Origin of the sequence: Nocardia sp. CA-136227, assembly GCF_050955695.1 — a bacterium.
In the GTDB taxonomy this organism is placed as follows: Bacteria; Actinomycetota; Actinomycetes; order Mycobacteriales; family Mycobacteriaceae; genus Nocardia.
This window is the reverse complement of sequence record NZ_CP192081.1, coordinates 2,625,378-2,641,920: the sequence shown is the minus strand read 5'-3', so window position 1 is coordinate 2,641,920 and position 16,543 is coordinate 2,625,378. Positions and strand designations below refer to the sequence as shown.

Here is a 16,543-nt window from a genome sequence, read left to right as displayed (position 1 = left end):
GATCAGCCCTGCGCGATTTTCTGCTGCACGGCGGCCGCGAGGATCGTGTCGCCGTGGGCGGTGGGGTGCCAGGGGAAACCGAGGAGTTCGGTGCGGGGGTCGAAGGCGCCGGCTACCCAGGCGTCGGGGGTGCAGGCGCCGTGGCCCGCGGTGACGGCTCGGGAGTCGAGGAAGGTGACCTTCAGGATCGCGGCGGCTTCGCGTTGGGCGGTGTCCATGTGGTCGAGGAACTCGGTGATGGCTCCGGCTCGGGGCTGGACGGCGTCGATGCCGAGGATCCCGGCGCAGGCCGAGGTTTGACCGGGGGTGTGGATCTCCGGGTAGCCGACGAAGATGATCTGGGCGTTCGGGGCGTAGTAGCGGATGTACTCGACGGCCTTGCGGACGCGGTCGGCGTAGGCCTGGCCGGTGATGGTGGCCGGGTCGGGGGCGCGGCCCTCGGCGGCGGCTCCGACGTCGCAGCCGTTGCTCAGATCGATCAGGCAGGAGTAGGCGCGGGACAGGGCGACGGGGTTGTCGGTTCCCCAGGCGTCGTTCATGCCGAGCTGGATCGTGACGGCTCGGGTGCGGGGGCCGAAGGCATTGTCGGAGGCGGCGCGTTTGACCTGGTGGACCAGGGTCCAGCCGGAGGTGTCGATGGTGCCGCCCTGACAAGAGGTGTCCTCGACGTCGTCCGGGGACAGGCCGAGGCGCTGGGCCAGCTGGGTCGGCCACGAGGTGGGGACGTGTTTGCAGTCCGGGTCGCCGCCCGCGTTCAGCAGGTCGAGGATCTGGCCGTTGGCGGAGAAGGAATCGCCGATCGTCACGAGCGACTTGCCGTCGGGCGTCTCCGCCGTGGCCGGGGGCGCCATCGTGGCGAGCACCGCGGCGGTCCCGCAGACCGTGGATGCCGCGACCAGCCGCAACCGAGCCGAACTCTTCACTACCCGTGTACCTCTTCACCGATCCGAATCGAAACGCCCACTGTAACCGCGCGACGGGAGCCCCGAGGTTCGATCACGAATAATCCGAAATCCAGACGTTTCGATTCGCAGTTCGTCGATCCGGTCGACGACCCGCTGCCAACCGGAGGGATGCGACCAGCGTTTGTGGTTGGCCAGGGAAGAGGAGCCCTGTACTACCCGTGGATGCGCTTCCGGAACGAAAACTGGCTGAAGCTCGCCATCTTGACCTGGGACTCGGTCGGACGGATTCAGCCGCGGCTCACGATGGACGTGGATTCCGACCTGGTGACGCAGTTGCGGGCGGAGACGGACTTCCTCTTCGGAGTAGAGCCTTCGCCGCGCGAGCTCGTGGCCATCGCGGACGTGTTCCGGGAGATCGTGGACCTGGGTGGTGACGATCTGCGCAAGCGGTTCTCCTGGCAGCAGGCGGTCGAGGAGGCCTCCGGCACGCGGGCGATATCGGGGCCGCGCGCCGACTACCCGGGCCTGCGGTGGGTGCACGCGGGGCAGACCGGGCCGAAGATGGCTGCGCCGCTGCTCAGTTCGTTCGAGGCGGCGGATCTGGCCGTTGTCGTCGACGAGGACGAGGCCGTCTATGTCGGGTTGCATCCCGCGCTCGCGCGGATCTATCTGACCGCTCTGGCCGACGTAGTGTCGCGGCATCGCGCGCTGGCCCCGGCCACCGATGATGTGGACGCCCACAGCGCCGTCGGCACTCTGGACCGCCTGTACGAACTGCTGCTCGACGAGGACGCGGAGGTGCCCGCGATCGGTGACGTCGAGGGCGCGTACATCCATCTCGCGGTCGAGGCGTCCATCCGGCCCGACCATCTCGAGGCGGTTCCACTGAGCACCCTGATCTCCTTCCGGGAACGCTACGGCGGCGAGCTGTCGGCTTTCCGCGCTCATGTCGCGTCGTTGTCCGACGAACTGGGAACCATTGCCGCCCTGAAGGATCCGGTGGCCGCGGAGAAGCACCTGCAGAGCGTCTACAACGGCAAGACCAAGCCGCAACTGGACGAGCTCCGTCGCGCGCTGCGCGCGCTGGGCGTCGAATCCGGCATCGGGCTGCTCGGGATCAAGGTCGATGTCGGTAAGACCACGGCGGGCGGGCTACTCGGGGTCGGTCTCGCTACCGGGACTCCGGCCACCGTTGTCGGCGGGGCCGCGCTCGCGGTCGGGTCCTACGTGGCGGACCGGCGAAAGGCCCGGCGCACCGCGCACCGTGAGTCGCCCGTCTCGTATCTGCTGGCGGTCGACAAGGAGCTGTCGGGCCGGTCGCTGATCGACCGGATGCGGCGGCGCGGTCGATAGCCGCTCAGCGCAGGATGATCGAGGCGGCGTGTTCGCCGATCATCATGGTGGCGGCGTTGGTGTTGCCGCCGACGATGCTGGGCATGATCGAGGCGTCGGCTACTCGGAGGTTGTCGATGCCGCGGACGCGGAGGGTGGGGTCGACTACGGCGCGGGGGTCTGTGCCCATGCGGCAGGTGCCTACGGGGTGGTAGACGGTGGTGGCGCGGTTGGGGATCTCGGCGGCGAGGTCGGCGCGGGTGGGGTAGGTGGGGCCGGGGGAGATTTCGGTGTCGACGGCGGGGGTGATGGATTTGGCGGACATGACTTCTCGGGTGAGGTCCATGCCGTAGGCGAGGGTGTCGAGGTCGTTCTGGTCGGCGAGGTAGTTGGGGTCGATGGCGGGGGCGGCGGTGGGGTCGGCCGAGGTGAGGCGGAGGGTGCCGCGGCTGCGGGGGTAGATCATGGTGACCATGATCGTGAGGGATTGGCGGGGGTCGGGGATGTGGCGGGTGGGGGCGTCCTGGTTGGGGCCGGGGTAGCTCCAGGGCAGGACGTGGAGTTGCAGGTCGGGGATGCCGGTGGTGTAGGGGGTGCGCAGGAAGGCGACGGCTTCGAAGACGCTGCGGGCCAGCCAGGTGGTGTTGTTGCGCAACGATTCCCGGACGAAGGCGCGGGCGAAGTAGGCCGGGGAGGAGCGGCGCAGGGCGGTGGGCATGGCGAAGGACATGGGGACGAACAGGTGGTCGTGCAGGTTGTCGCCGACGGGGAGGTCGGCGGCGACGTCGATGCCGAAGGCGCGCAGGTGGTCGGCGGGACCGACGCCGGAGAGCATGAGCAGGTGGGGTGAGCCGAAAGCGCCTGCGCTGACGATGATCTCGCGCTCGGCGTGCAGGATCTCGGTGCCGTTGCCGGTGCGGTATTCCACGCCGACGGCCCGGCCGTTGTCGATCACGATGCGCAGGACCTGCGTATTCGCCAGCACGGTCAGGGTTTTCGGCCGGTCGTCGAGGTAGCCGACCGAGGTGCTGGAGCGCAGGCCGTCGCTGTTGCTCTGCTGCAGGATCGAGACGCCTTCCTGTTCCGCCCCGTTGTAGTCGGGGTTGAGCGGCAGGTCGGTGGTCTCGGTGAAGGCCTGCATGAACGATTCGGAGGCGGGGGTCAGGTCGCGGGCCCGGATCACCTTGATCGGTCCGGAGTCGCCGCGGAACTGGTTGGCGCCGTCCTCGAAGGACTCGAATGTGCGGAAGCTGGGCAGCACGTCCTCGTAGGACCAGCCGGTGTTGCCCTCGGCGGCCCAGTCGTCGAAGTTGCGGCGGTTGCCGCGGACGAACACCATGCCGTTGACGGAGCTGGACCCGCCGACCACCTTGCCGTGGGTCTGCGGGATCCTGCGGCCCAGCGCGTGCTTCTGTTCGACGGTGTAGTGCCCCCAGTCGATGAGCTTCTTGAGCTGGGGCACGCTGTGCATCGGGCCGATCATGCCGGGTTTGCGCATGAGCCGGGAGCGGTCGGAGCGGCCCGCCTCGAACAGGGTGACGGTGGCGCCGGTGTCGGCGAGCCGGCGCGCGATGATGGCCCCGGCGCTGCCGGAGCCGATGACGATGTAGTCCGTAGCAGCCATGATCAGCCCTTCCGCCACACAAGTCTCGTCCCGTACGGGCCGCGAAACTAGAATGTGTTGCGAAAATACTCGAAAGCGGCCGCACAGGAACCCGTTTCGGAGCCCGGATCACGGCGACAGTACTGTCACATCCGGATCGGCTCCGGCGCCGAAGACCACCTGGCGGTCGCGAAACCGTCATGCAGTTGTGTCGCCGCCTCGCGCGTTCGTTCATCTGATGGTGGCCGCGGCGCGGCACCCTGGTGCCGGGTACGCGGGCCCGCCACGCACCACGACAGCAGGATGTGCAGAACCCTTGGTAATCCTCACGGAACGACGCCGCCCGGCGGAGCGGGAACAGACCCTCGCCCCGGTGACGCCCGCACCCACGCCCGCCCGCGACGGCGACTACCCAGCGCGCGGCAGCGACTACGCGGCCCTGATGCGGCGGGTACGGCAGGCGGGCCTGCTGGAACGGCGACTGCGGTACTACGGGTGGAAGACCGGTCTCACCGTTGGTGTTTTCGCGCTGGGCTGGGCGGCGTTCGCGGCGATCGGCGACTCCTGGTGGCAGCTGGGGACGGCGGTGTTCCTGGCGGTGGCGTTCGCGCAGGTCGCGTTCCTCGGGCACGACGCCGGGCACCGGCAGGTCTTCCGGACCCGGCGGGCCAATCATTGGTTCGGCCTGTTCGTCGGCAATCTGGCGACCGGGGTGAGCATCGGCTGGTGGACGAGCAACCACAATCGCCATCACGCGCACCCCAATACCGAGGGTGAGGATCCGGATGTCGGCGGCATTCTGGCCCACTCCGCGGGCCGGGCGGTCACCGGAAAAGGCTGGCGGCGCTTCATCTTCCGCTATCAGGCGTGGCTGTTCTTCCCGATGCTGCTGCTGGAGGCGGGCAGCCTGCACTTCTCGAGCGTGCGCGCGATCCTGACCTGGCCGATCCGGAACAAGGTCCGCGAGGGCGCGTTCCTGGCCGCGCACGCCGTCCTCTACCTGTCAGCGGTGTTCCTGGTGCTGTCGCCGGTCAAGGCGCTGGTCTTCATCGCCGTCCATCAGGGCCTGTTCGGCTTCTACATGGGCTGCACCTTCGCCCCCAACCACAAGGGCATGCCGGTCCTCCCCGAGGGCGACAGCACCGATTTCCTGCGCCGCCAGGTCCTCACTTCCCGCAATGTCCGCGGTGGCGCGCTGGTCGATGTCGTGCTCGGCGGCCTCAACTACCAGATCGAGCACCATCTGTTCCCGTCCATGCCCCGCTCCGCGTTGCGTGACGCCCAGTCGATGGTGCGAGACTTCTGCGCCGAACTGTCCATCCCCTACGCCGAAACCTCGTTCCTCACCTCCTACGCGCAGGCTCTGGGCCACTTGAACGACGTCGGCCGTCAGGTGCGTTAGGCACTCGCCACCGACAGAACTGGTCAATTGTCTGAATTCGGTCATGGAACGCGGTTCCGGTTGCGAGAATCCCGGGACGATCGGTTTGCCCGGTCGTAGCACAGTCCGGACGACGGCGTCCGGACAACCGCGATGATCAGGAGTAACCGATGGCAGCGCTCGATCAGATCCCCGATCCGGTGGTCACGGTCGAGTCGGTGCTGATGTTCTGGCTGACCCGCGGCGATATCGTCGCGATGCTCGGCGCGGCGCGGCTGCGGGACATGCGAACCCAGGTGGACGCGTTGACGCGGCGGTTCGGCGGCCTGGCGGCCGCCGAGCTGACCCCGGACCGGTTGCGGGCCGCCTACTGGCTCGACCCGGCCACCGATGCGGCCGATCTGGCCGCAGGAGCCGAAAGGGCAGTGCTGCAACTGGCTTTCGCGGCCGCGGTCGAATCACGTTTGATAGCGGCCAATCCCCTGCTCGGGCCGCTGGCGCCGCCGTCGGCCGCCTACGCGACCCCGCCCGATCGCGACCAATTCGATGGCTGGGCAACGATTCTCTCGCCGTTCGCGCCCGCCCCCGCTCAGCCCCGCGGGGTTCGTTTCAGCTCGGCGAACGCTCCGCGCGGCGGCTATCTCCCACCCCGCGGCCGGCTCACCGCCGCCCTGGCGCGGCAATAGATGCGGCCGACAGCGGCGAACACCGTGCCCTGCGTGCCACCGACGCCGAGGCGATAGCAGAGCCATATAGATTGGGGGACATGCTGTATGGCCGTGCACACGAGGAACAGCGGATCAGCACTCTGCTGAACGGGGCTGCGGACGGCCACAGCGGCGCGGTGGAGATCGTGGCCGACGCGGGTGGCGGGAAGACAGCGCTATTGGACCGCGCGGTGGAGCTCACCGGCGGCAACTGGCGGGTCCTGCGCTGCGCGGGCGTGGAGGGCGATTCGGAGCTGCCGTTCTCGGGACTGCAGGAGTTGCTGATGGCGGCCGGCGGTCATGCCGACGCTCTCCCGCTGGACGTCCTGCCCCGCCCGCAGGCCGATGCCCTGCGGGCGGTGATCGGGCTGCGGGTCGCCACCGAGCCGATCGACCGCTTCCTGGTCGGTCTGGCGACCCTGTCGCTGCTGGCCGAACTCGCCGAGGGCGGCCCGGTGCTGTGTACGGTCGACGATGTCCAGTGGCTGGATTCCGCTTCGGCGCAAGCACTTCGGTTCGCGGCGCGCCGGCTCGGCGCCGAGGGCATCGTGATCCTGTTCGCGAGCCGCGTCGAGGCGGTCCTGCCGCGCGCGCCCGACCTGCATCTGCCCCCGCTGGATACCGCGGCCTCGGCGCGGCTGCTCGCCGACAACTGGCCGGGGCTGCGGCGCGACATGCAGGAACGGATTCTGCGGGAGGCAGCGGGGAATCCGCTTGCGCTGCTGGAGTTTCCGCGGATGAATCTGGACGCGCTGCCGGTCGGGCCGCTGCCGTTGCCGCATCGGCTGTCCAGCGGCTATCGGCAGCAGATCGCGGAACTCTCGCCCGCGTCGCGCACCGCCTTGCTGGCGGCCGCGGCGGAGACGGCCGGTGATCTGCGACTGGTGCTGCACGTGCTCGACGCCCTCGGCGTCGATCCGGCGGGCATCGCCGAGGCTGAGGCCTCGAGCCTGATCGACGTTACCGCGCAGGCGATTCGGTTCCGCCACCCGCTGGTGCGGGCGGCGGTCTACCACGGTGCGTCGTTCGCCGAGCGCCAGCCCGTGCACGCCGCACTGGCCGCCGCGTCCGACGATGATCCCGATCGCCGCGCCTGGCATCTGGCGGCCGGGACCGTCGGCCCGGACGAGGGGGTCGCGGCACTGCTGGAATCGGCGGCGCTTCGCGCTGTGGATCGAGCCGGTTACTCGGCAGCCTCGGCGGCCGTGGAGCGGGCCGCCGCCCTGACCACGGATCTCGAAAACCGTAACCGCCGAATACTTCTGGCGATCGAGTGGGCCGCCGCCGCGGGCGCCTATCAGCGTGCCGGCGAACTGGGCCGGTCGGCCGGGCAGCTGCCGCTGGCTCCGGACGAGCGGGCGCGGCTGGGCTGGGCGAAGGCGCTGATCGCGTATGAACAGGGCGACCTGCGCGGGTCGCAGGATTCGCTGTTCGCGGCGGCCGAGGAGGTGGCCGCCGTCGAACCCGAGCGCGCCGGACCACTGTTCATGGAGGCGGCCCGCTCGTCCTGGGTGCTGGGTGATCCCGCGACCGCCTACCACGCGCGCACCCGCCTGGCAGAGTTGCGCTTACCGCCCGAACAGCGGTCGTCGTTCCTCCGCGCGCTCGACGGAGCACTGAATCTGCATTCCGGCGAGCTCGCCGAGGGCGTCACGCGGATCCGGGCCACCATCGCCGAGAGCCATCGTTCCGACGATCCGGCGCTGATGCTGGCCGCGACCGGGCAGGCCATGCTGATCGGCGATCTCGAGGACGCCCATACGCTGGCGCAGCGGTTCTCGGGCGCCGCCCAGTGTCATGGCCAGGTCGGGCGGTTCTCGACGGGAGCCATCTACGCCGGTGCGGCGGATCTGATGCTGGGCCGGCTGTGGGAGGCCGAGGAGAAGCTGGCGCACGCCGTCCGGGTGTCCCGGGACATCGGTCAGCTGGGCGAGATCGGCTTCGGCGAAGGCTATCTCGCGCTCATCGCCGGGATTCGCGGCGATGAGCTGCGCTGCCTGGAACTGCTCGATCACCCGCGCCAACCGCACGGGCAGGACAATTTCATCAACCACGTCAACCACGAATGGGCCCGAGCCCTGGTCGATCTCGGACACGGGCGCTACGAACCGGCGTTGGACCGCCTCGACACCCTGCACCGTATTCCGAACCGTATCCGCGGCCACTGGCTGCACCTGCTGCGCGATCTGGTGGAGGCCGCGGTGCGCGCACGCCGGCCCGAACGGGCGACGCATGCGGTGGAGGAGATCGATCGGTGGTCGGCGGCACTGGGTTCGCCTTTCGCCGAGGCGATCTCGGTGCGCTGTCAGGCCATGCTGCACTCCGACGGCGACGCCTACGCGCGGGCGCTGAAACTGCTGGCCGCCGAGGGACTCTGGTACGACCACGCCCGTACGGCGCTGCTCTACGGCGAGTGGCTGCGCCGCGAACGCAGCATCGGCGAGGCCCGGACGCAGCTCCGCGCCGCGGTCGAGACCTTCGATCGGCTCGGCGCGATTCCGTGGGCGGCGCATGCCCGCAACGAATTACGCGCCGCGGGTGATCTGGCGCAACGGCCGGAGACTCCCCCGGCGGCGGAGACTGCCGCGTTGACGCCGCAGGAGCTGCAGGTGGTCCGGCTCGCCGCGGCCGGCGCGACGAACAAGGAGATCGCGGCCAAGCTGTTCATCAGCCCGAAAACCGTGAGCCACCACCTGTACCGGGCTTTTCCGAAGCTCGGCGTCAGCAAACGCGTCGAGTTGGCCCGGCACACGTCCTTGTGACCGGCACGGGTCCCCTATCGGCAAGAAATAGGGCATTCGTCCGATGGACCCCACGTACCCCGATTCCTACTGTCGACGTCAGGTTGGCGAAAGGGTAGGAACATGATTCGAAAGTCTCTGGTGGTTCTCGCGGCAGGCATGCTGATCGGCGCGCCCGCGACCGCGACGGCGCAGGCCGCACAGCCCGAAGCGGTCGCGGGTGTGCAGGACGTGGCGATCAGCACGGGGTCCGCGGGTGCGGACGTGGTGATCAACGGTTTGATCGCGGCCATCTTCGGGCCGAACGAGCCCGGCAAGTGCAAGTTCCCGTACTGCTTCTGAGCGATATCGCGGTCGCGGACCAGGCGATCGATCGAGGAACCCCGGGCCCCGCGGCCCGGGGTTCTCATCTGAAAGGACCACTCGTGAAACGAATCATCGGAATCGTCGCGGCGGCCGCCGCCATGAGCCTGGCGGTGGCCGGCTGCCAGGACCAGGTGACGACGCCCAGCGGTGGGTCGCAGGCGCCCGCCACCACCGTCAGCGCGGCGGGATCCGCGCCGGCCACGGCGCCCGCGCAGTCGCCGGAGAATCCGCCGCAGTCTCAGGGGAATCCGACCCAGCCCCAAGGGAATCCGACTCAGTCCCAGGGGAATTCGCGGCCGCCGGCGGACACCGCGCCCGCCACCGCGGCCAATGGCCGGTGCGTCAGCCTGACGTCGCCGGTGGTCACGCAGGCGCTCGCCACCCTCGGCGGCGGCGTGGGCGGGGACGGGTTCTATGCCGAGAGCGGCACCGACGCGGCCGTCGGCTCCTGCCCGGCACTGCTGTGGGTCCGGGCCGGGACTCCGCACGGCACCGCCAGTTCGCCCTGGCATGTGATGCTGTTCAACCACGACGGCTACCTGGGCACGGCGACCAAACGGTCCACCTCCTACACGAGCGTGGTCGGATCCTCCGATCGCACGGTGCAGGTGCAGTACCGCTGGCTGACGGGGAACGACGCGAACTGCTGCCCGTCGGGCGGCCCGTCCGTGGTGACGCTGACCCTCGGATCCGACGGGCACAGCGTCACGCCCGACCGCGACTTCCCCGCACAGGCCATCGCACCCAAGTGAGCCCGGGCGCGCCGATCAGCGCGCGACGTCCGCAGGTACAGACCCTCCGGTTGCAGGGCTCCGTAAGCGGCCGGTCGGACCGTGCGGGAGATGAACGTGGGGGTGCCGCAACAGGTTTCGATACCTACCTGCGGTCGCCTCGGCTGTCCGGCGGGGGTTCATCGATCACTGCGCGATGAAGTAACTATAAAGTTGCTGAAGTCGTTTCGCCAGTGCGCTTTCGGTCACGAGACGTTGGTATCGGGACAACTTCGCGCGCCCCGGCGACACCCCGGTGCACCGCACCGCTGCCCCACCGCCGCACCCGCATCACTCCCGGAACCAGCCCCGATGAAGATCGGTTTCCGGCCCGCGGGTGCCAATTTCGGACATTCGTACCAGGCCCGTCGGCACAGGATGGCGCAATCAGCGGAGCCTTGGCGCAATCGGGGCTGGCCGTGTTGCCCGCGATTCACGAAGCTGGAAGCGGGATCCGGGCGCACCGGCCGCGCCGCGGGTGTACCCGGAGACCTCCAACCGTTCCGCCGATGCGTCAGCCGGGCGGCGGTGGCAATCCCGAGGACCAGAGGCAACACCGGTGATCAATCACAGGCCGGCCCAGCGTCGGTATCGAATGCGCCCGATCTCCAGTACCGCGCTACTGGTGGATTTCGCGCTGGGCCGCGGCCTGTCGATCGCATCGATCCTGCGGCACACCGGCATCCGCGACGTGCAGCTCGCCCACCCCGGCACCGAGATCACCTTCACCCAGCATGTGGCGGTCATGCGCAATATCGTGCACGGCGTCGGCGACGAGGCGGGCTTCGGCCTGATGGCGGGGCTCACCTGCCATCCCCCGCAGATCGGCGCGGTCGAACGCGCGGTCATGAGTCAGCCCACGGTCCGGCAGGCGTTCGAGGTGGCCATCCGGTTCGCCGAGCGGTCCTGCTCGCTGGCCCGCCACACCATCGAATCGCGCGGCGACGAGATCGAGCTGGTGCGTGACGATTCCATGCTGCCCGTCGAAATCCGGCGATTCGCCCTCGAGCACGATATCGGCGCCCTGGTCAGCATGCAGCGCGACGCGGTGCAGATGCGGCAGCCCATCAAGCGGGCCGAGACCACCGTGGCCGCCGACCCGGTCTACGAGGGCATCGCGGTGGTACTCGGCGTCCGCGACCTCCGGTTCGAGGCGCCCCGCACGATGCTGGTCCTGGACCCGCTGCTGCTGGATATGCCCATGCCGCAGGCGAATCCACGCTTCGCGGGCCTCTACGCGGTCCGCGACGACGGCCGAGCGCCCCGCCACCCGACCCGCACGCGCTTCGACGACGGCTACGGGTGGCGCTGATCGCGGTGCGCGTCAGGAGCGTCCCGCCAGCACGGGTCCGTCCGAGACGCGGCGTTCGGCGATGGACTCCCATCGGCGGGCGGCCCGCCGAATCGCCTGTGGGCCCGAATATCCCAGGATCTCGGCCTGTCTGGCCCGGCCCAGTTGCTGCCCGACGGTGTCGGCGCGGCGCAGTCGTTCCAGCCGTGCGCGGTCGAGTTCCTGCCGCCAGGTGGTGCCCGCCTCGGTCAGCCGGCGCTGTAGAGTGCGGCGGCTCACCATGAGTCGTCGTGCGACGGTGGCGAGCGAGGCGTCGCCCGCGACGAGGGCTTCGGCGAGCGCCTCGGAGACCTGATCGACCCAGGCGCTGGCCAGCGGTGGCGGCGGGGGGACGGTGGCGGCGGCCTTCTCGAGGATGGCGCGCAGCACCGGGTCCGCGGTGGTGAGCGGTATGTCCATATCGGCGGCGCGGAAGGTGATGGAGTCGTCCGACGCCCCGAACTCGATGGCCCGAGTGCCGACCAAGTCGTGCAGATCGGCGTAGTTGCGCGGGGCCCGCTGCCGTAGTCGGACCCGGACCGCGTCGAACGGCCCCGCCGCGACCCGGCGGGCACGTCCGGGCAGGGAGGCGACCGCCCACAGGTGGGTCAGGTCGCGGGCGGTGTCGTCGCCCTCGATGATCTCGAAGCCGAAAGTGATGTCACCGTTGTCCTCCTCGGTGCGGGACAGCCGGCGGTTGGTGGTGATATCGCTGATGAACGGCCCGACGGTGGCCAGGCCCTCCCCGATGGTGGCCGAGGTGGAGAACAGGTAGTCGCAGAGCCCGCCCGCGCCGAGGGCGAACCGGCAGCCCAGCCGGGCGGGGACGAGCGGATCGTCGAGGGCGCGCGCGGCCACCTCCCACAGGCGCGCGTAGGCCGAGCTGGGGACCTGGATGTCCCCGTCGCGCATGGACCAGTGCGGAATACCAGCCTCTCGAAGCAACCAGTCGGTATCCAACCCGTTCGCCGTCAGCTCGGTAATGGCGAACCTGTGCAGGGACAGGCGATATGTGGTCTCCAAGATTCCTCCGGCCGCGCGCACAGGACCACTCGTTGCTGTCGAAAACGTAGTCACAGACCGCGGGATCCGGGGGCGACATCGGCCGATTGGCCGAAAAACGAACCCTGTCGGCCGCACCGGAATTCAGAGGATTCACCGGGTCGGTTCGTGACGAACCGACCCGGCGGAGGATCAGTGGTGGTGGTCGTCGTCGCCGTGCGGGTGACCGTGGGCGAGCTCGTCGGCGGTGGCGTCACGCACGTCGACCACCTTGACCGCGAAGTTGAGCCGCTGACCGGCCAGCGGGTGGTTGGCGTCGATGATGACCTCGTCGCCGTCGACCTGCTGGACGACCACGATCTGGGATTCGCCGTCCGGGGCCTCGGCATGGAACTCCATGCCCGGCTCGAGCTCGTCGACGCCCTCGAACATGTCCCGCGGCACGCTGCTGACCAGTTCGGCCAGGTAGTCGCCGTAGCCGTCCTCGGGCTCGACCACGACGGTCAGCTCGTCCCCGGTGCTCTTGCCCTCGAGCGCCTGCTCCAGGCCCGGCACGATGTTGTCCGCGCCGTGCAGGTAGATGAGCGGCTCGTCGCCGACGGAGGTGTCCAGCACCTCGCCGTCGTCGGCCGTCAAGGTGTATTCGATGGAGACGACCTTGTCAGCGGCGATCGACATGGGTGACCCTTTCGCAGAGGAATGCGGACCGCGCAAATGTAACCCGGACCCTCCGGTTCGCTACCGTCGGCGTCGACAACACGCGACACCCGAGGAAGACGGCCGATGAGAGTTTTCGCAGCCCTGGATCCGCGCCTGCCCCTATCGCAGGTGCGCGCGGTGGCGCGCCGGATGGAGGCCCTCGGCTTCGACGGCATCCATATTCCGGAGACGATCCACGACTCCTTCGCGGTGGCGCTGCTGGCCGCCGAACACACCAGCCGCATCACCCTGCGCACCGCGATCACCCTCGCCTTCGTCCGCTCCCCCACGGTGGTGGCCTACGGCGCGTGGGATCTGGCGGCGTTCTCCGGCGGCCGCTTCGAACTGGGCCTGGGCACCCAGATCAAACAGAACATCGAGGGCCGCTACGGAATGCCGTGGTCCGAACCCGTTGCCCGGATGGGCGAATACCTGGAGGCGGTGCGGGAGTTGTTCGCGGCCTTCACCTCCGGCGGGCCGGTCCGATATGAGGGCGAGCATTACCGGCTCACCCGGATGCAGCCGTACTTCAATCCCGGACCGGGCACGGCGGTCGCCCCGCCGGTGCTGCTGGGCGCGGTCAATCCCGGAATGTGCGCGCTGGCAGGGCGACTCGCGGACGGCGTGATCACCCATTCGACCAACTCCGATCCGGACTATCTCCGCGACGTGGTGCGGCCCGCGTTGGAGAAGGGCGCTGCCGCAGCGTCCCGGCCGACACCCGGGATCATCGCCGCCGCGCCGGTCGCGACGGGTGCGAACGCGGAGTCGGTGGGCAAGGAACGGGAGCGGATGCGCCGCCTGCTGGCCTTCCTGTATTCGACGCCGTCCTACAAGTCGACGCTGGTTCGCCTGGGCCTGCCCGAATTGTTCGACCAGCTGCGGGAAATGACGCAGGCGAACCAGTGGGACCGGCTGCACACGGTGATGTCGGAAGACGTACTCGACGCCCTGCTCATCTGCGGCGACTATGCCGCGCTGCCGGACCTGCTGCACGAGCGGTATGACGGCCTGGTCGAGGGCGTCGTACTGTCCGCGCCCGCCGATGACGGCGCGGACGATCGGCTGCGGCTCGCGATCGAGGACCTGCGCTCGCGCTGAACCCCTAGGTGTGGGCCGCGATCCGCCGTTCGATGACCGACAGCGCGAACTCGGCCCACCGAATGTTCTCCTGCTCCAGGGAGATTCCGCGCAACAGCGTCAGATACGGCCCGACCCGGTCGACTTCGGCCAGGTAGGCCTGTTCGCTGCGCCCGTCCAGCATCCGGGTGCGCAGCCGTTCGTAGCGGGCCAGGCGCGCCCGCGACCATTCCAGTTTGGCGGCGACGGCGGACCGCACGGCGGGGGCGTCCTCGGGTTCCATGGCCTGGACCTTCACCATCATCTCGTCACGGATGGCGGTGGGTTTGGCGGGCTCGGAGATGAATTCGCGCAACGCGGCCCGCCCGGCGGGGGTGATGGCGTGCAAACGTTTGGTGGGGCGGCGTTCCTGTTCGACGACGCGGGTCTCGATGAGCCCGTCGGCGGCCATCCGCTCGAGTTCCTTGTACAGCTGCTGCGGGGTGGCGACCCAGAAGTTCGCCACCGGGGCGTCGAAACCCTTGGCCAGGTCGTAGCCGGAGGCCTCACCGTCCAGCAGGGCGGCCAGCACCGCGTTTCGTAGCGCCATCAGGTCAGGCTAACTGATCAATTAATTGACTGTGCGCGGCCGAGGCGGGCCCGGGGGCGCGGGCGCGCGCCGCACCCCCGGGTTCACGGCGCTACTTGGCCGAGAGGCTGCTGAGCAGGCCGGCGAGCGGGTTGCTCGCGGACGAGCCGGTGCCGGGGACGGGGGTCGGGGTGCAGTCCACGACGTCCACGGTGATGGTCTTGGTGCTGATGACTTCCTGGGTCGCCTTGAGGGTGTGCGAGCCGACGGTGGTCGGGGTCCAGGAGAAGACGGCCTGGCTGTTGGAGACCTTGGCATTGCCGACCGAGGCGTCGTTGTCGCTGAGGGAGACATCGAACAGGAACGAGGTCGGGGTGACGGCGACGGTCACGGTGGTGGCCTTGTTGAGGCAGACCTTGGCGTCGCTGACGGTGATCGAGTTGACCAACGCGCTGGCGTTGGGGGCGGTCAGCGCGGCGACGGCGGCCGCTGCGCCGATGGCCGTCGCGCCGATGCCGGCACGGTGGGAATTCTTCATGAAAGTGTGCTCCTCACTATTCGCCCACAACTTCGTGAGCGATGAGAAACGATAGTGCTTCACTGCTGGTGGCGACACACTTTCCGCGCATCCCACGATCGACGGCCGACCCGCACCCCGCATCTGCCGGCCTCCCGAGGACCGCGCGAGGCCGCTCGAATCCCCCACCGCCACACCGTGTTACGGCGGCTGCGCGCGCGGCGGCGGTGTCGCTGTGCACGCCCGCGGGCAGCGCCAACCTCATCGAGACATTGATGGGGTGCGCCCGCGGGCGTGCCGACCGGCGACGGACTAGCCGCCGAGCAGGCCCTTGGCGATGTGGGTCACCTGGATCTCGTTGGAGCCGGCGTAGATCATCAGCGACTTGGCGTCACGGGCGAGCTGCTCGACCTTGTACTCGGCCATGTAGCCGTTGCCGCCGAACAGCTGCACCGCCTCCATGGCGACCTCGGTGGCCGCGCGCGAGGAGTACAGCTTCATCGCCGACGCCTCGGCCAGGGACACCTTCTCCCCCGCCGCGGTGCGCTCGATGGCGTTGAACACCATGTTCTGCACATTGATTCGCGCGATCTCCATCTCGGCCAGCTTGAGCTGGATGAGCTGGAACTGCGCGATCTCCTTGCCCCACAGCTTGCGCGACTTCGCGTAATCGATGCTGAGCCGGTGGCATTCGTTGATGATGCCCAGCGCCAGCGACGCGATGCCGATCCGCTCGGCCGCGAACGACTCCTTGGCGCTGTCCTTGCCGTCGCCCTTGGCCGGGGTCTCGGTCTCACCGAGCAGCCGGTCCGGGGTGATGCGGACATTGTTGAAGAACATCTCACCGGTCGGCGAGGAGTTCATGCCCATCTTCTTGAACGGCTTGCTCTGGGTGAAGCCCTCCATGCCCTTGTCGAGCACGAAGGTCAGCACCTTGCGGTCCCGCTTGTCGACGCCGTCGCCCTCGTCCAGCTTGGCGTAGACGACGGTGACGTCGGCGTACGGACCATTGGTGATGAAGGTCTTCTGACCGTTGAGGATGTAGTCCTCGCCGTCACGCCGCACGTACGACTTCATGCCGCCGAACGCGTCCGACCCGGAGTCCGGCTCGGTGATGGCCCACGCGCCGACCTTCTCGAAGGTGACCAGCTCCGGCAGCCACCGCTTCTTCTGCGCGAGCGTGCCGCGGCTGCGAATGGTGCCCACGGTCAGCCCCAGGCTCACGCCCATCGAGGCCACCAGGCCCAGGCTGATGCCCGCCAGCTCGCTGTTGAGGATCACCCCCATGCTGCCCGACCCGCTGAACCCGCCGCCGGACTTCCCCGAGCCGCCCGCGCTGGCGCCTTCCTCCTTCGCGAACGCCTTCTCCAGACCTTCCTTCGCCAGCTCGTCCAGCCCGAAGGTGGCGTACAGCTTCCGGATGATGTCGAAAGGCGGCAGCGCCCCACTCTCCAGCTGCTCGACGTTCGGCTTGATCTCCTTGTCGATGAACCCACGCAGTGCGTCGCGGAACATCAGGTCTTCGTCGGACCACTGGTACAT

The 16,543-nt window shown here is 69.1% G+C and carries 15 protein-coding genes; 8 read left to right on the top strand and 7 right to left on the bottom strand.

Going from position 1 to position 16,543, the window contains the following annotated elements; translation table 11 throughout:
• Window positions 1-2 precede the first annotated feature (2 nt).
• Window positions 3-923, bottom strand: coding sequence for an SGNH/GDSL hydrolase family protein (locus ACQP06_RS12070; protein WP_433672308.1), 921 nt, complete (start codon window positions 921-923; stop codon window positions 3-5).
• A 243-nt stretch (window positions 924-1,166) separates the two neighbouring features.
• On the opposite strand from ACQP06_RS12070, the gene ACQP06_RS12065 reads away from it, so the two are divergent.
• A complete protein-coding gene (locus tag ACQP06_RS12065; RefSeq protein ID WP_433672307.1) occupies window positions 1,167-2,258 on the top strand; it encodes a DUF6236 family protein in 1,092 nt (363 codons plus the stop codon).
• Window positions 2,259-2,262: 4 nt separating this feature from the next.
• On the opposite strand, the gene ACQP06_RS12060 is transcribed toward ACQP06_RS12065, so the two are convergent.
• Window positions 2,263-3,861, bottom strand: coding sequence for a GMC family oxidoreductase (locus tag ACQP06_RS12060; RefSeq protein WP_433672306.1), 1,599 nt, complete (start codon window positions 3,859-3,861; stop codon window positions 2,263-2,265).
• A 295-nt stretch (window positions 3,862-4,156) separates the two neighbouring features.
• Here ACQP06_RS12060 and ACQP06_RS12055 point away from each other — a divergent pair, with 295 nt between their 5' ends.
• From ACQP06_RS12055 to ACQP06_RS12030, 6 genes are all read left to right on the top strand, one after another.
• Entirely contained in the window at window positions 4,157-5,242 is a 1,086-nt protein-coding gene (locus ACQP06_RS12055; RefSeq protein WP_433672305.1) for a fatty acid desaturase family protein, read from the top strand.
• 149 nt (window positions 5,243-5,391) lie between these two features.
• Window positions 5,392-5,907: a hypothetical protein gene (locus tag ACQP06_RS12050; RefSeq protein WP_433672304.1), complete on the top strand. Its 516-nt coding sequence runs from the start codon at window positions 5,392-5,394 to the stop codon at window positions 5,905-5,907.
• Window positions 5,908-5,987: 80 nt separating this feature from the next.
• Window positions 5,988-8,690: a LuxR C-terminal-related transcriptional regulator gene (locus ACQP06_RS12045; protein WP_433672303.1), complete on the top strand. Its 2,703-nt coding sequence runs from the start codon at window positions 5,988-5,990 to the stop codon at window positions 8,688-8,690.
• Between the two features lie 102 nt (window positions 8,691-8,792).
• Window positions 8,793-9,011, top strand: coding sequence for a hypothetical protein (locus ACQP06_RS12040; protein WP_433672302.1), 219 nt, complete (start codon window positions 8,793-8,795; stop codon window positions 9,009-9,011).
• Window positions 9,012-9,094: 83 nt separating this feature from the next.
• A complete protein-coding gene (locus ACQP06_RS12035; RefSeq protein ID WP_433672301.1) occupies window positions 9,095-9,787 on the top strand; it encodes an LppP/LprE family lipoprotein in 693 nt (230 codons plus the stop codon).
• Between the two features lie 613 nt (window positions 9,788-10,400).
• A complete protein-coding gene (locus ACQP06_RS12030) occupies window positions 10,401-11,117 on the top strand; it encodes an AraC family transcriptional regulator ligand-binding domain-containing protein (protein ID WP_433672300.1) in 717 nt (238 codons plus the stop codon).
• A gap of 12 nt (window positions 11,118-11,129) precedes the next feature.
• Here the strand turns inward: ACQP06_RS12030 and ACQP06_RS12025 are convergent, their stop codons facing one another.
• Both ACQP06_RS12025 and ACQP06_RS12020 read right to left on the bottom strand, forming a co-directional pair.
• Complete coding sequence (locus tag ACQP06_RS12025) at window positions 11,130-12,158, bottom strand: AraC family transcriptional regulator ligand-binding domain-containing protein (protein WP_433672299.1); 1,029 nt, start codon at window positions 12,156-12,158, stop codon at window positions 11,130-11,132.
• A gap of 171 nt (window positions 12,159-12,329) precedes the next feature.
• The gene (locus tag ACQP06_RS12020) at window positions 12,330-12,815 is read right to left on the bottom strand and encodes an FKBP-type peptidyl-prolyl cis-trans isomerase (protein ID WP_357097191.1); all 486 of its coding nucleotides are present in this window, start codon (window positions 12,813-12,815) and stop codon (window positions 12,330-12,332) included.
• A gap of 105 nt (window positions 12,816-12,920) precedes the next feature.
• Between ACQP06_RS12020 and ACQP06_RS12015 the strand changes: the two genes are divergently transcribed.
• Complete coding sequence (locus ACQP06_RS12015) at window positions 12,921-13,937, top strand: TIGR03617 family F420-dependent LLM class oxidoreductase (RefSeq protein ID WP_433672298.1); 1,017 nt, start codon at window positions 12,921-12,923, stop codon at window positions 13,935-13,937.
• 4 nt (window positions 13,938-13,941) lie between these two features.
• Here the strand turns inward: ACQP06_RS12015 and ACQP06_RS12010 are convergent, their stop codons facing one another.
• The 3 genes from ACQP06_RS12010 to ACQP06_RS12000 all read right to left on the bottom strand — a co-directional run bounded on the left by ACQP06_RS12010 (window position 13,942) and on the right by ACQP06_RS12000 (window position 16,543).
• Entirely contained in the window at window positions 13,942-14,505 is a 564-nt protein-coding gene (locus tag ACQP06_RS12010) for a PadR family transcriptional regulator (protein ID WP_433672297.1), read from the bottom strand.
• Between the two features lie 91 nt (window positions 14,506-14,596).
• A complete protein-coding gene (locus ACQP06_RS12005) occupies window positions 14,597-15,022 on the bottom strand; it encodes a hypothetical protein (protein WP_433672296.1) in 426 nt (141 codons plus the stop codon).
• A gap of 291 nt (window positions 15,023-15,313) precedes the next feature.
• On the bottom strand, window positions 15,314-16,543 hold the full coding sequence (locus ACQP06_RS12000; RefSeq protein ID WP_433672295.1) for an acyl-CoA dehydrogenase family protein: 1,230 nt from the start codon (window positions 16,541-16,543) through the stop codon (window positions 15,314-15,316).

Bases quoted from the DNA above. Each gene is read 5' to 3' on its own strand.
- ACQP06_RS12050 (WP_433672304.1), top strand. From the start codon at position 5,392: ATGGCAGCGCTCGATCAGATCCCCGATCCGGTGGTCACGGTCGAGTCG.
- ACQP06_RS12020 (WP_357097191.1), bottom strand. From the start codon at position 12,815: ATGTCGATCGCCGCTGACAAGGTCGTCTCCATCGAATACACCTTGACG.
- ACQP06_RS12010 (WP_433672297.1), bottom strand. From the start codon at position 14,505: ATGGCGCTACGAAACGCGGTGCTGGCCGCCCTGCTGGACGGTGAGGCC.
- ACQP06_RS12005 (WP_433672296.1), bottom strand. From the start codon at position 15,022: ATGAAGAATTCCCACCGTGCCGGCATCGGCGCGACGGCCATCGGCGCA.
- ACQP06_RS12040 (WP_433672302.1), top strand. From the start codon at position 8,793: ATGATTCGAAAGTCTCTGGTGGTTCTCGCGGCAGGCATGCTGATCGGC.
- ACQP06_RS12060 (WP_433672306.1), bottom strand. From the start codon at position 3,861: ATGGCTGCTACGGACTACATCGTCATCGGCTCCGGCAGCGCCGGGGCC.
- ACQP06_RS12015 (WP_433672298.1), top strand. From the start codon at position 12,921: ATGAGAGTTTTCGCAGCCCTGGATCCGCGCCTGCCCCTATCGCAGGTG.
- ACQP06_RS12000 (WP_433672295.1), bottom strand. From the start codon at position 16,543: ATGTACCAGTGGTCCGACGAAGACCTGATGTTCCGCGACGCACTGCGT.
- ACQP06_RS12030 (WP_433672300.1), top strand. From the start codon at position 10,401: ATGCGCCCGATCTCCAGTACCGCGCTACTGGTGGATTTCGCGCTGGGC.
- ACQP06_RS12045 (WP_433672303.1), top strand. From the start codon at position 5,988: ATGCTGTATGGCCGTGCACACGAGGAACAGCGGATCAGCACTCTGCTG.